Below are 14,412 nucleotides of genomic sequence, written 5' to 3' on the forward strand. Positions count from 1 at the left end.
GTGTGGCACCGCTGCCACCCCGTGCGGCACCCCGCCGTCACCGCGCGGCACCCTGGCCACGGACCCTGTGGCGTCCGCATGTTGGAACGGAGTATCCGCTTCCCGAGAACCGCTCCATCATGTAACCTGCACGAAATTTTGATACTCACGCAGAGGGCCAACGTCGTCCCTCGGCACTTGCCACATGCCACATGACGACGACGGGAGAGCCGATGCGTACGCCGCGCCAGCCGTCCCAGCATTCCGCGAATGGCCAGAACTGGTCGTTCATGGATGCTCGCCCTGCTGCGCAGGGTATGTACGACCCCCGCAACGAACACGACGCCTGTGGCGTCGGTTTCGTCACCACCCTTACCGGCGAGGCGTCGCACACGCTGGTCGAGCAGGCACTCACGGTGCTGCGCAACCTGGAGCACCGCGGTGCCACCGGCTCCGAGCCCGACTCGGGCGACGGCGCGGGTCTCCTCTCCCAGGTGCCCGACGCCTTCTTCCGCGAGGTGGCCGGATTCGAACTCCCCGCCGCCGGGTCGTACGCCGTCGGTATCGCCTTCCTGCCGGAGGACGGGACCACCGAGGCCGTCTCACAGATCGAGACGATCGCCGTCGAGGAGGGGCTGACCGTCCTCGGCTGGCGCGAGGTTCCCGTCGCCCCGGATCTGCTGGGCGCCACCGCCCGCTCCACCATGCCGGTCTTCCGGCAGATCTTCGTCGCCGACGGCGCCAGCGAGGGCATCGCACTGGACCGCAAGGCGTTCGTACTGCGCAAGCGCGCCGAGCGCGAGGCCGGTGTCTACTTCCCGTCGCTCTCCGCGCGCACGATCGTGTACAAGGGCATGCTGACCACCGGCCAGCTGGAGCCCTTCTTCCCGGACCTGTCCGACCGCCGCTTCGCCTCCGCGATCGCGCTCGTGCACTCCCGGTTCTCCACGAACACCTTCCCGTCGTGGCCGCTCGCGCACCCGTACCGCTTCGTCGCCCACAACGGTGAGATCAACACCGTCCAGGGCAACCGCAACTGGATGCGCGCCCGCGAGTCGCAGCTGGTCTCCGACCTGTTCGGCCCCCAGGAGAAGCTGGACCGCGTCTTCCCGGTCTGTACGCCGGACGCCTCCGACTCCGCCTCCTTCGACGAGGTCCTCGAACTCCTGCACCTGGGCGGCCGTTCGCTGCCGCACTCCGTGCTGATGATGATCCCGGAGGCGTGGGAGAACCACGACTCCATGGACCCGGCCCGGCGCGCCTTCTACGGCTTCCACTCCACGATGATGGAGCCCTGGGACGGCCCCGCCTGTGTCTGCTTCACCGACGGCACCCAGGTCGGCGCCGTACTCGACCGCAACGGCCTGCGCCCCGGCCGCTACTGGGTCACCGACGACGGCCTCGTCGTCCTCGGCTCCGAGGTCGGCGTCCTCGACATCGACCCGGCCAAGGTCGTCCGCAAGGGCCGGCTGCAGCCCGGCAAGATGTTCCTCGTCGACACCGCCGAGCACCGCATCATCGAGGACGACGAGATCAAGGCGACCCTCGCCGCCGAGAAGCCGTACGCCGAGTGGCTGGAGGCAGGCGAGATCGAGCTGGTCGACCTGCCCGAGCGCGAGCACATCGTCCACACCCACGCCTCGGTCACCCGCCGCCAGCAGACCTTCGGTTACACCGAGGAGGAGCTGCGCGTCATCCTCGCCCCGATGGCCCGCACCGGCGCCGAGCCGATCGGCTCGATGGGCACCGACTCGCCGATCGCGGCCCTGTCCGAGCGCCCGCGGCTGCTCTTCGACTACTTCACCCAGCTGTTCGCGCAGGTCACCAACCCGCCGCTGGACGCGATCCGCGAGGAGCTGGTCACCTCCCTGCGCTCCTCGCTGGGCCCGGAGGGCAACCTGCTCGACCCGACGGCCGCCTCCTGCCGCTCGGTCACCCTGCCCTTCCCGGTGATCGACAACGACGAGCTGGCCAAGCTCATCCACATCAACGCCGACGGCGACATGCCCGGCTTCAAGGCCGCGACCCTGTCCGGTCTGTACCGGGTGAGCGGTGGCGGTGAGACGCTCGCCGCCCGTATCGCGGAGATCTGCGCCGAGGCCGACGCCGCCATAGAGAACGGCGCCCGCCTGATCGTCCTCTCCGACCGGCACTCCGACGCCGAGCACGCGCCGATCCCTTCGCTGCTGCTCACCGCGGCCGTCCACCACCACCTCATCCGCACCAAGCAGCGCACCCACGTGGGCCTGCTGGTCGAGGCCGGCGACGTCCGCGAGGTCCACCACGTCGCCCTGCTGATCGGCTTCGGCGCCGCCGCCGTCAACCCGTACCTGGCGATGGAGTCGGTCGAGGACCTGCTGCGCGCCGGCACGTTCCTCAACGGCATCGAGCCCGAGAAGGCCATCAAGAACCTGATCTACGCCCTCGGCAAGGGCGTGCTGAAGGTCATGTCGAAGATGGGCATCTCCACCGTCGCCTCCTACCGCGGCGCCCAGGTCTTCGAGGCCGTCGGCCTGGACGAGGCCTTCGTGGAGAAGTACTTCAACGGCACCGCCACCAAGATCGGCGGCGTCGGCATCGACGTCATCGCCCGGGAGGTCGCCGCCCGCCACGCCAAGGCCTACCCGGCCACCGGCATCGCCCCGGCGCACCGCGCGCTGGAGATCGGCGGCGAGTACCAGTGGCGCCGCGAGGGCGAGCCGCACCTGTTCGACCCGGAGACGGTCTTCCGCCTCCAGCACTCCACGCGCAGCGGCCGCTTCGACATCTTCAAGAAGTACACCGAGCGCGTGAACGAGCAGTCCGAGCGCCTGATGACGCTCCGCGGCCTCTTCGGCTTCAAGTCGGACCGTCAGCCGATCTCCATCGACGAGGTCGAGCCGGTGAGCGAGATCGTCAAGCGGTTCTCGACCGGCGCCATGTCGTACGGCTCCATCTCCAAGGAGGCGCACGAGACCCTCGCCATCGCCATGAACCAGCTGGGCGGCAAGTCCAACACCGGTGAGGGCGGCGAGGACCCCGAGCGTCTGTACGACCCGGCGCGGCGCAGCGCCATCAAGCAGGTCGCCTCCGGCCGCTTCGGCGTGACCTCCGAGTACCTGGTCAACGCGGACGACATCCAGATCAAGATGGCCCAGGGCGCCAAGCCCGGCGAGGGCGGCCAGCTGCCCGGCCACAAGGTCTACCCCTGGGTCGCCAAGACGCGGCACTCGACGCCGGGCGTCGGCCTCATCTCGCCGCCGCCGCACCACGACATCTACTCCATCGAGGACCTGGCCCAGCTGATCCACGACCTGAAGAACGCGAACCCGCAGGCGCGGATTCACGTCAAGCTGGTCTCCGAGGTCGGCGTCGGCACGGTCGCCGCGGGTGTGTCCAAGGCGCACGCGGACGTCGTCCTGATCTCCGGCCACGACGGCGGTACGGGCGCCTCCCCGCTGACCTCGCTGAAGCACGCGGGCGGCCCCTGGGAGCTGGGCCTCGCCGAGACCCAGCAGACCCTGCTGCTCAACGGTCTGCGCGACCGGATCGTCGTACAGACCGACGGCCAGCTGAAGACCGGGCGTGACGTGGTCATCGCCGCGCTGCTCGGCGCCGAGGAGTTCGGTTTCGCGACCGCTCCGCTGGTCGTCTCCGGCTGCGTGATGATGCGCGTCTGCCACCTCGACACCTGCCCGGTCGGCATCGCCACCCAGAACCCGGTCCTGCGCGACCGCTTCGCCGGCAAGGCCGAGTACGTGGTGAACTTCTTCCAGTTCATCGCCGAGGAGGTCCGCGAGATCCTCGCCGAGCTGGGCTTCCGCTCCATCGAGGAGGCCGTCGGCCACGCCGAGACGCTGGACGTCGAGCGCGCGGTGGACCACTGGAAGGCGCAGGGCCTGGACCTGGAGCCGCTGTTCCACGTGCCGTCGCTGCCCGAGGGCGCCGTCCGCCACCAGGTGATCCCCCAGGACCACGGCCTGGAGAAGGCCCTGGACAACGAGCTGATCAAGCTCGCCGCGGATGCCCTGGCCGCTTCGGACGCCACTGAAGCCCAGCCGGTGCGCGCCCAGGTCGCCATCCGCAACATCAACCGCACGGTCGGCACCATGCTCGGCCACGAGGTGACGAAGAAGTTCGGCGGTGCGGGCCTGCCCGAGGACACCATCGACATCACCTTCACCGGCTCGGCCGGCCAGTCCTTCGGCGCGTTCCTGCCGCGCGGTGTCACGCTGCGTCTGGAGGGCGACGCCAACGACTACGTCGGCAAGGGCCTCTCGGGCGGCCGTGTCGTGGTCCGCCCGGACCGGGCCGCCGACCACCTCGCCGAGTACTCGACCATCGCGGGCAACACCATCGCCTACGGCGCCACCGGCGGCGAGCTGTACCTGCGCGGCCGTACCGGTGAGCGGTTCTGCGTCCGCAACTCCGGCGCGCTGGTCGTCTCCGAGGGCGTGGGCGACCACGGCTGCGAGTACATGACCGGCGGTCACGCGGTCGTCCTCGGCCCGACCGGCCGCAACTTCGCGGCGGGCATGTCCGGCGGTATCGCGTACGTCATCGACCTCGACCGCGACAACGTCAACGTCGGCAACGCCCGCTCGGTCGAGGCGCTGGACGACACGGACAAGCAGTGGCTGCACGACGTGGTGCGCCGCCACGCCGAGGAGACCGGCTCCACGGTCGCCGAGAAGCTGCTCGCCGACTGGGACACGGCCGTGGCCCGGTTCAGCAAGATCATCCCCAGCACGTACAAGGCAGTGCTCGCCGCCAAGGACGCCGCCGAGCGAGCGGGTCTCACCGAGACCGAGATCACCGAGAAGATGATGGAGGCGGCGATCAATGGCTGACCCGAAGGGCTTCCTGAACCACGGCCGCGAGGTCGCCCGGACCCGTCCCGTCGGTGAGCGCGTCAAGGACTGGAACGAGGTCTACGTCCCCGGCTCCCTGCTGCCGATCATCAGCAAGCAGGCCAGCCGCTGCATGGACTGCGGCATCCCGTTCTGCCACAACGGCTGCCCGCTCGGAAACCTGATCCCCGAGTGGAACGACTACGCCTACCGCGAGGACTGGACGGCCGCCTCCGAGCGCCTGCACGCCACGAACAACTTCCCGGAGTTCACGGGCCGTCTGTGCCCCGCTCCCTGTGAGTCGGCGTGTGTGCTCGGCATCAACCAGCCGCCGGTCACCATCAAGAACGTCGAGGTCTCGATCATCGACAAGGCGTGGGACGCGGGCACCGTCGCCGCGCAGATCCCCGAGCGCCTCTCCGGCAAGACGGTCGCGGTCATCGGCTCGGGCCCGGCGGGCCTCGCCGCCGCCCAGCAGCTGACCCGGGCCGGCCACACGGTCGCCGTCTACGAGCGCGCGGACCGCGTCGGAGGCCTCCTCCGGTACGGCATCCCCGAGTTCAAGATGGAGAAGCGGCACATCAACCGCCGTATCGAGCAGATGCGCGCGGAAGGAACCCGCTTCCGCACCGGTATCGAGATCGGCCGCGACCTGAAGGCGACGGACCTGAAGAAGCGGTACGACGCGGTGGTCCTGGCCGTCGGCGCGACGACCGCCCGCGATCTGCCGGTCCCCGGCCGTGAGCTCAAGGGCATCTACCAGGCGATGGAGTACCTGCCGCTGGCCAACAAGGTGCAGGAGGGCGACTACGTCACGACCCCTGTCTCGGCCGAGGGCAAGCACGTCGTCGTCATCGGCGGCGGGGACACCGGCGCGGACTGCGTGGGCACCGCCCACCGGCAGGGCGCGGCCTCCGTCACCCAGCTGGAGATCATGCCCCGCCCGAACGACGAGCGGCACCCGACCAACCAGCCCTGGCCGACCTTCCCGATCCTCTACAAGGTCACCTCGGCCCACGAGGAGGGCGGCGAGCGGATCTACTCCGCCTCCACCACCCACTTCGAGGGCGACGAGGACGGCAATGTCCAGTGGCTGCACCTGTCCGAGGTGGAGTTCGTCGACGGCAAGCTGACCTCCAAGCCGGGCACCGAGCGCAAGATCCCCGCCCAGCTGGTCACCCTCGCCATGGGCTTCACCGGCACCGACCGGGAGAACGGCCTGGTGGAGCAGTTCGGCCTGGACCTCGACGCACGCGGTAACATCGCTCGCGACGCCGACTTCCAGACCAACGTGCCGGGTGTGTTCGTCGCCGGTGACGCCGGCCGCGGCCAGTCCCTCATCGTCTGGGCGATCGCGGAGGGCCGCTCGGCCGCCCGCGGTGTCGACCGGTTCCTGACCGGTGCCAGCGACCTGCCGGCCCCGATCCGCCCGACCGACCGCGCCCTGGCGGTCTGACGGCACCCGAGAAACGTCCCGTACAACGGCGTACGGAACACTGACGACGCCTGCCCGACAAGTCCCCGACCGGACGCCTGGGCAGGCGTCGTTGCATGTCCGCAGGCAGGGCTGCGCGTACGGGACAGCCGGGGCTGCTGATCACATAGGCTCGGCCTTCGGACAGCCGAGGGGGGACCATGGCCGCGATCAGTCTCAGCAAGGTGGAACAGACCGCGCCCGCGCTCGTCGGCGCCTACAAATCCGCCGGAGTGTCACTCACCAAGCACGGCCTGGACGGGCTGCGTGCCGCCGTCTATCTGGTGATCGACTACTCCGGCTCGATGAAGCCGTACTACAAGGACGGCAGCGTGCAGACGCTCGCCGACCGGGTGCTGGGGCTGTCCGCGCATCTGGACGACGACGGCCGGGTGCCGGTGGTGTTCTTCTCGACGGACGTCGACGCGGTCACCGAGATCGCCCTCGACAGCCACGCGGGCAGCGTCGAGCGAATCGCGGCCGGGCTCGGACACATGGGCAGGACCAGCTACCACCTGGCGATGGACGCCGTCATCGACCACCACCTGGACAGCGGCGCCACCGACCCCGCCCTGGTCGTCTTCCAGACCGACGGCGGCCCGATCAACAAGCTCGCCGCCGAACGCTATCTGTGCAAGGCGGCCAGGCTGCCGCTGTTCTGGCAGTTCGTCGGCTTCGGCGACCCGGGCAGCCGGCAGTTCGAGTTCCTGCGAAAACTGGACGAGCTGGCCGTACCCGGCAAGCGGATCGTGGACAACGCGGGCTTCTTCCACGCGGGCCAGGACCCACGGCGCCTCTCCGACGCCGAGTTGTACGACCGGCTCGTCGGCGAGTTCCCGCACTGGCTGACAGCCGCGCGCGCCGCAGGCGTCGTCCGTCCGGCCCCTTGAGCGCGTCGTCGAGCACCGGCTCCCGGCGCTCCTCGGGCGTGCCCCACGCCGTCCGCAGGGCGCGGGCCTTGGTCAGCCTCAGGGACAGGTCGTACTCCGCGGTGCAGCCGATCGCGCCGTGCAACCGCAGCGCCGAGGAGGAGGGCGAGGCCGTCGCCGTCAGCAGCCGGCATCCCTGGCCACGGACAGACCACAATGGGTGCGTGCCGACCAAGAAGAAGCCCCAGGTGACCGCGGCAGCGGCCCGGCGCGGCGAACTCCTCAGCACCGCTGCCGAGGTCTTCGCCGAGCACGGCTACAACGCCACCACCGTCCGCCGGATCGCCGACCACGCCGGGATGCTCGCGGGCAGCCTCTACTACCACTTCGACTCCAAGGAGTCGATGCTCGAGGAGATCCTGCGGACCTTCCTCGACGAGCTGTGGGACGGCTACGACTCCGTCCTCGCCTCGGGACTCGGGCCCCGCGAGACGCTGGAGGCGCTCGTCACCGAGTCCTTCCGGGAGATCGACCGGCACCGCGCGGCCGTCGCGATCTACCAGAAGGAGAGCAGACACCTCGTCGCCCAGGACCGGTTCGCTTTCCTCGCCGACTCCCAGCGCCGGTTCGAGAAGGCATGGCTCAGCACGCTGGAGCGCGGCGTCGCCGAGCATGCCTTCCGCGCCGACCTCGACGTCCGCCTCACCTACCGGTTCGTGCGCGACACCGTGTGGGTCGCCGCCTCCTGGTACCGGCCCGGCGGCCGGCACAGCCCCGAGGAGATCGCACGCCAGTATCTGTCGATGGTGCTGGACGGGATCGCCGTACGCGAGTGACACCGTTCGTACAACACCCCTTTCCTGTAAGGGGGTTGCAACGTACCTTCGCCCAGGCCATGGCGGCCCCGGCCACCGGATTCGACGCCATGGCGCCCGAGAACGCCTCCCGGCTCGCGGTCTGGCTCGGCTCGGCCGCGAGCGCGGGGGTCACCGGCCGGATCACGTCAGGTGTCGCACTCCAGTACCGTCCGGCACAGCCCGCACCGCGCGCGTACCCGGCCCTTCACCGGTACCCGGATCCGCTGGTGGCAGGTGGGGCAGGGGAAGCTCACGCGGAGGTGGCCGGCGGGGTCGGGGGTGAAGGCGTAGGACACCCCGGGCTGGACCGAGGGCGCGTGCCGGCGGTCGTGGGCGTAGCGGCGCCGGCCCGCCCAGCCGGCCCCGGTCAGCGGCGGCTGCTGCTCGTCCCGGCGGGCCTGGGCCATGCCCTTGACGTACGCGTCGTAGGCCTGCGGGCTGGTGAACCACACCGAGGGGTCCTCGTGGAACAGCAGCGCCCGCTTGGCCAGGACGTATCCGAACTCCTCCGGGGTGAGATAGCCGAGCTTCTGCGAGGAGACCCGGTCCTCCCGGAAGGCGTCCAGCAGCAGCCAGCCCGCGCCGAGATACGTCGTCACCGTGTCTGTCAGGATCTCGTTCTCCGCCGTGGTGGGGAAGGAGAGGTCCAGGCGGTGGAGGTACACGTGCGCCACCTCGTGGGCGAGCGCCGCGCCGATGTCCCCGCGGTGGGTGCGGAAACGGTCGTTCAGTTCCACGAAGTACTCCGGGCCCGCCGCCAGTTCGACGTTCGCCGCGTGGGTCATCTCCCGGAAGCCGACGATCAGCCGCGCGTCCGGCAGCCTGAAGTGCCGCACGATCTCGTGGGCCACCCGCTGCGCGCCCAGATGCAGATCGTCGGTGTCGCAGAAGGCCACGTCGGCCGGGGCCAGGCTGGTCGAGAACGTCTGGACGGTGTCGCGGGACAGGCGCTTGTACAGCGCGGTGATGGCGGCCCGCACCGTCTCCAGGTGCGGGTAGCCGTGCTGGACCGGTCCGCCGTTCGCCACGTACGCACCCCCAATGACGTCGGAACTCCTCTCCACTGTATGCGGGACGGGCGGCTGGTCACACGGGCAGGAGACGGGGCGCCGGGCAGTCCGGGTCGGTCTCCTGCAGCTCCAGCACCCACACCTCGTTCTCGCCCTCCCGTAGCACCGGACCGGGCACGTACAGGGACCGCTGGGGGCCCACCGACCAGTATCGGCCCAGGTCGAAGCCGTTGATCCAGACGAAACCGCGCGTGAGGCCGGGCAGCTCCAGCCGGGCGTCCCCGGCCCCGCAGACCAGGACGGTGCCCCGGTACAGGCCCGCCGCGCCCTCCTCGGGCAGCGCACCGAACGGCACCTTCGCCACACCGCCCGGGAAGGCGTCCAGATCCAGCCCACGCGCGCGTACCCCGTGCAGAAACTGCCGCTCGTGCAGGATGCCACCGGTGATCCCCTTCGCCTCGCCGAAGCGCGGCCCGTAGTTCACCCGCCCGAGAGACTCCACCCACACCTCCACGCGCGCGTGGCCCGCGACGGGCTCCTTCAGGCGCGGCTCCTCCTCGGTGAGCACCCCGGCCCGCTCGCCGTCCACGTACACCACCGCGAGGTCCCGCAGCCCGCGCAGGATCAGCGGATACGGCCGGCGCGGCCCGGGTACGTGCACCTCGTAGCGCACCAGTCCCCGGGTGACGTTCAGCTCCTCGAAGGCGGGCGGCACCGGTGCCACCGTCTCCTCGCCGCCCAGGGTCTCCAGGACATCGCCCAGGGACGCCCAGCCGTCGAGCGTCACCTCCGCCGACCGGCCCAACGGCGCGGGCTGCGGCGGAAGTTCGGGCAGCGGCTCGGTGCGGTAGTCGGCCAGCACCTCGCGGAAGCGCCAGAACTTCTCCGTCGGGCGGCCGTACTCGTCCACCGGGGCGTCGTAGTCGTACGAGGTCACATCCGGCTCCAGCGGGCCCTCGTGCAGTGCGCCGCCGCTCCGGTTGGCGCCCGCCCAGCCGCCGAAGCTCGTGCCGCCGTGCGCCATGTAGAGGTTCACCGACGCCCCGCACTCCAGGATTTCCCGCAGCGCCCCGGCGGCCTCCTCCGGATCCCGTACGACGTGCTCGCCGGACCAGTGGTCGAACCAGCCGCACCAGAACTCCATGCACATCAGCGGGCCCGCAGGGCGGTGCCGGCGCAGCGTCGCGAAGGCCTCGCGCGCGTGGGAGCCGAAATTCACCGTGGCGAGCACCCCGGGCAGCGAACCGCCGGTCAGCATGTGGTCCTCGGGGCCGTCCGAGGTGAACAGCGGAACAGTGACTCCCTTGGCGCGCAGCAGACACGCCAGCCGCTCCAGATAGCCGGTGTCACTGCCGTAGCTGCCGTACTCGTTCTCGACCTGCACCAGGATCACCGGGCCGCCGCGGTCGATCTGCCGGGGCGCGATCTCGTGCATCAGATGGTGGAACCAGTGCTCCACGCGGGACAGATAACGCTCGTCACGCGTGCGCACGCGCGTGCCCGCCTCGCCCGTCACCCAGGGCGGCAGCCCGCCGTTCTCCCACTCGGCGCAGATGTACGGGCCCGGCCGCACGATCGCCCACAGACCCGACTCCCGGACCGCGTCCAGGAACCTGCCGAGGGCCTGTACGTCCCGGTAGCCGCCCGGGACCGGCCAGTGCAGGTTCCACGGGACGTACGTCTCCACGCAGTTCAGGCCCATGGCCCGCAGCATCGCCAGCCGGTGCCGCCAGAGCTCCTCGTGCACCCGGAAGTAGTGCAGCGCCCCGGACAGCAGCCGTACCGGCCGCCCGTCCAGCAGGAAGTCGGATTCCCCCACCGTGAACTCGCCCATGCGCCCGAGCCTCACCCCTTCCGCCGGTCGGCGCCATGGACGAAGATCGGCGTTGCTTGGACAAAAACGCCGGGCGTAAAGGCCGGACAGAAGTGCCGGGCACCGACGCTTGGACAAAAGTCCGCCGTCGCCGACGCCGGGAGGAGCGCCGATGTACCAGACCTGGATGCGGTTCTTCAGCCCCGGCCCCGCACACCACCGCCTCGGTCTGGTCTGCCTCGGCGTCGGCCTCCAGCACGGCGCGCTGCCCACGGTCGGCCCGCGGACCCTGGACCACCACGTGGCCGTCGTGATCAGCGCGGGCGGCGGCTGGTACCGGGGTGCCGACGGCCGCCGTACGACCGTCACCGCGCCCGCGCTGCTCTGGCTCACCCCCGGCGTGCCCCACCACTACGCGCCCGATCCGGACACCGGCTGGGACGAGGGCTTCGTCGACTTCGCCGGGCCCGCCACCGAGACGTACACCGAACTGGGCTACATCGAGCCCGAGCGGCCCGTCGTGCCGCTCTCGGACCCCTCGGGGCCCCGCGCGGTGGTCGCCCGCATCGCCCGCGCCGCCCGCCGCGGCAACCCGCTGCTGGAGGTGGAGACCGGCGCCGCCGTGCACGAACTCCTCGTCGCCCTGCGCCGCGCCCGAGCCGACCTCGCCCCGGACGGCGACCAGGTGCTCCAGGCGCTCGCGCGGGACGCCTGCACCCCGATGAGTGTCGCGGACCACGCGCGCGTGCACGGCATGACCCCCACCGAGCTGCGCAGCGCCGTCCGCCGGGCCGCCGGCTGCAGCCCCAAGGACTATCTGCTCGGCATCCGGCTCACCCGCGCCAAGGAGCTCCTCGCCGCCACCGAGCTGCCCGTCGCCGCCGTCGCCCGTCGCGTCGGCTACGACGACCCCGCGTACTTCTCCCGGCTGTTCACCCGCCGGGTGGGCCTCGCCCCGGTCCGCTTCCGCGCGCAGCAGGGCCGCAGCGTGCCCGGCGGCTGGAGCGACCGCGTCCCGGACCCGGACGATCCGCCGATGATCCACTCTCCGGACAGCGCCGAGGCCCGGCCCGGCGAACCCATAGGGTGACAAGCATGACCACCAGCAACACCGGAACCGGTGACGTGGACCCCGGGGTCCGCCAGGAACTGGAGCGGCTGCGCGACAGCATCGACAACATCGACGCGGCCGTCGTCCACCTGCTCGCCGAGCGGTTCAAGGCCACGCAGCAGGTCGGCCGGCTCAAGGCGGTGCACCAGCTGCCGCCCGCCGACCCGGCCCGCGAGGCCCGCCAGATCGAGCGGCTGCGCCGCCTCGCGGAGAACGCCAAGCTCGACCCGGCCTTCGCCGAGAAGTTCCTGAACTTCATCATCGCCGAGGTGATCCGGCACCACGAGCGCATCGCCGAGGACGCCGCCAACGGCCAGCAGCCGGACGCCTGATACCCGGCCGGCCGGGGCGGTGACCTGGACACAACGGGGGGCGTGGGCCGGACACAACCGGGAGCGCGCGCCGGGCCCAACCGGGGGGTGGTGCGCCGGACCCGACCGCGGGCGGTCATCCGGACATAAGGCGTGAATCCATCCACCCCCTGTGCGCTGTCAGTGCCATCAGGCAGCATGGCCTGCATGTCCGTACTCACGCGCGATGAAGCGCAGCTCCGAGCACAGCTCCTCGACGTCCACCGCTACACGGTCGAACTGGACCTCACGGCCGGGGACGAGACCTTCGACTCCCGCACCGTGATCCGGTTCACCGCGCGGTCCGCCGGGGACACGTTCGTCGAGCTGAAGCCCGCCGAGCTGCGCACGGTCATACTCGACGGACAGCCCATCGACCCGGAGGCGCTGGACGACGGCCGCCTCCCGCTGAAGAACCTCACCGCGGGCGAGCACGAGCTGCACGTCGACGCGGCCATGCGCTACTCCCGCACCGGAGAGGGCATGCACCGCTTCACCGACCCCAGCGACGACGAGACGTACGTCTACACGCAGATGTTCATGGACGACGTCCAGCGCGTCTTCGCCGCGTTCGACCAGCCCGACCTGAAAGCCGTCTTCGAGCTCTCCGTCAAGGCCCCCGAAGGCTGGACCGTACTCGCCAACGGCATCACCGAACAGCGCCCCGACGGCGTCTGGCAGGCCGCGCCCACCCCACCGATCTCCACCTACCTCGTCGCCGTCGCCGGCGGCCCCTGGCACTCGGTGCGCACCGAGCACCGAGGACTGCCCTTCGGCATCCACTGCCGCCGCTCCCTCGCGCCCCACCTCGACACCGATGCCGAGGAGATCTTCGAGGTCACGCGCGCGTGCTTCGACCGCTACCACGAGAAGTTCGAGGAGCCCTACCCCTTCGACTCCTACGACCAGGCGTTCGTCCCCGAGTTCAACGCGGGCGCCATGGAGAACCCGGGCCTGGTCACCTTCCGCGACGAGTTCGTCTACCGCTCCGCTGTCACCGACACCGAGCGGCAGACCCGCGCCATGGTCATCGCGCACGAGATGGCCCACATGTGGTTCGGTGACCTCGTCACCCTCAAGTGGTGGGACGACATCTGGCTGAACGAGTCCTTCGCCGAGTACATGGGCTACCAGACCACCGCCGAGGCCACTCGATTCACCGGCCCCTGGACCGAGTTCGGCGTCACCCGCAAGGCCTGGGGCTACGACGCCGACCAGCGCCCCACCACCCACCCGGTCGCCCCCGAGAAGGTCGACGACACGGCCTCCGCGCTGCTGAACTTCGACGGCATCTCCTACTCCAAGGGCGCCTCCGCGCTGCGCCAGCTGGCCGCCTGGCTCGGCGAGAAGGACTTCCTCGCGGGCATCAACACCCACTTCGCCCGGCACAAGTTCGGCAACGCCACGCTCGCCGACTTCATCGACTCCCTCGCCTCCGCCACCGACCGCGATGTGCCCGCCTGGGCCGACAGCTGGCTGCGCACCACCGGTGTCGACAAGCTCACGCCCCTCGTCGCCTCCGCCGACGGCGCCTGCACCCTGACCGTCGACCGCGCGGGCGGCCGTCCGCACCGCCTCACCGCCGGTCTGTACGACCGCGACGTCGCCGACGAGGGCCGGCTGGTGCTGCGCACACGCCTCGACCTGGACGTCCCGCAGAGCACCCCGCAGCCCATCGGCAAGCGTCCCGCGCTGCTCCTGCTCAACGACGGCGACCTCACCTACGCCAAGGTCCGCTTCGACGCCGAGTCCTTCGCGACGGTCCGGACCGGCCTGTCCGGTCTGCCCGACCCGCTCACCCGCGCGGTCGTCTGGAACGCCCTCAGGGACGCCGTGCGCGACGGCGAACTGGAGCCCGCCGCCTACCTGGAGACGGCCCGCGTCCACCTCCCGCGCGAGACCGACCTGGCTGTCGTACAGGGCGTGCTCGCGTTCGCCTCCGGCCAGCTCGCCGACCAGTACCTGCCGGCCGAGGACCGTCCGGCCGCCCTGGCCACCCTCACCGCCCTCTGCCGCGATCTGCTGCGGCGCACCGAGGACGGCGACCACCCGGGCCTGCGGCTGATCGCCGTACGCCATCTGATCGGCGCGGCCGCCCACCCCGACACCATCGCCGCCTG

At 70.9% G+C, this 14,412-nt stretch carries 9 protein-coding genes and 2 pseudogenes; 8 read left to right on the plus strand and 3 right to left on the minus strand.

Annotated elements, in window-relative coordinates; translation table 11 throughout:
• Window positions 1–212 precede the first annotated feature (212 nt).
• The 3 genes from gltB (at window position 213) to M878_RS81115 (ending at window position 7,172) form a co-directional block, all read left to right on the plus strand.
• Window positions 213–4,808: a glutamate synthase large subunit gene (gene gltB, locus M878_RS81105; RefSeq protein ID WP_209445576.1), complete on the plus strand. Its 4,596-nt coding sequence runs from the start codon at window positions 213–215 to the stop codon at window positions 4,806–4,808.
• Window positions 4,801–6,264 (plus strand): glutamate synthase subunit beta, encoded by a 1,464-nt coding sequence (locus M878_RS81110; protein ID WP_023551489.1) that lies wholly within the window; start codon window positions 4,801–4,803, stop codon window positions 6,262–6,264. Before gltB ends, M878_RS81110 begins: the two co-directional genes overlap by 8 nt.
• A 179-nt stretch (window positions 6,265–6,443) precedes the next feature.
• Window positions 6,444–7,172: a vWA domain-containing protein gene (locus M878_RS81115; protein ID WP_023551490.1), complete on the plus strand. Its 729-nt coding sequence runs from the start codon at window positions 6,444–6,446 to the stop codon at window positions 7,170–7,172.
• A gap of 10 nt (window positions 7,173–7,182) precedes the next feature.
• Here M878_RS81115 and M878_RS000000100370 read toward each other — a convergent pair.
• Window positions 7,183–7,308, minus strand: a pseudogene (locus tag M878_RS000000100370) (acyl-CoA dehydrogenase); the annotation flags it as partial.
• Window positions 7,309–7,375: 67 nt separating this feature from the next.
• On the opposite strand from M878_RS000000100370, the gene M878_RS81120 reads away from it, so the two are divergent.
• Window positions 7,376–7,987: a TetR/AcrR family transcriptional regulator gene (locus M878_RS81120; protein ID WP_031226398.1), complete on the plus strand. Its 612-nt coding sequence runs from the start codon at window positions 7,376–7,378 to the stop codon at window positions 7,985–7,987.
• Window positions 7,988–8,016: 29 nt separating this feature from the next.
• Window positions 8,017–8,151 (plus strand): annotated as a pseudogene (locus M878_RS000000100375) (short-chain dehydrogenase); the annotation flags it as partial.
• 3 nt (window positions 8,152–8,154) lie between these two features.
• Here the strand turns inward: M878_RS000000100375 and M878_RS81125 are convergent.
• Both M878_RS81125 and M878_RS81130 read right to left on the minus strand, forming a co-directional pair.
• Window positions 8,155–9,036 carry a hypothetical protein gene (locus M878_RS81125; RefSeq protein WP_023551492.1) on the minus strand — a complete coding sequence of 294 codons (882 nt, stop codon included), beginning with the start codon at window positions 9,034–9,036 and terminating at the stop codon, window positions 8,155–8,157.
• A 58-nt stretch (window positions 9,037–9,094) separates the two neighbouring features.
• Window positions 9,095–10,852: a glycoside hydrolase family 35 protein gene (locus tag M878_RS81130; RefSeq protein ID WP_023551493.1), complete on the minus strand. Its 1,758-nt coding sequence runs from the start codon at window positions 10,850–10,852 to the stop codon at window positions 9,095–9,097.
• A gap of 151 nt (window positions 10,853–11,003) precedes the next feature.
• Between M878_RS81130 and M878_RS81135 the strand changes: the two genes are divergently transcribed.
• The 3 genes from M878_RS81135 to pepN all read left to right on the plus strand — a co-directional run.
• A complete protein-coding gene (locus tag M878_RS81135) occupies window positions 11,004–11,921 on the plus strand; it encodes a helix-turn-helix domain-containing protein (RefSeq protein ID WP_023551494.1) in 918 nt (305 codons plus the stop codon).
• Between the two features lie 5 nt (window positions 11,922–11,926).
• Window positions 11,927–12,274, plus strand: coding sequence for a chorismate mutase (locus M878_RS81140; RefSeq protein ID WP_023551495.1), 348 nt, complete (start codon window positions 11,927–11,929; stop codon window positions 12,272–12,274).
• Window positions 12,275–12,460: 186 nt separating this feature from the next.
• On the plus strand, window positions 12,461–14,412 hold a 1,952-nt coding region (gene pepN, locus M878_RS81145), incomplete at its 3' end, for an aminopeptidase N (protein WP_031226400.1).

Origin of the sequence: Streptomyces roseochromogenus subsp. oscitans DS 12.976, from assembly GCF_000497445.1 — a bacterium.
Taxonomy (GTDB): Bacteria; Actinomycetota; Actinomycetes; order Streptomycetales; family Streptomycetaceae; genus Streptomyces; species Streptomyces oscitans.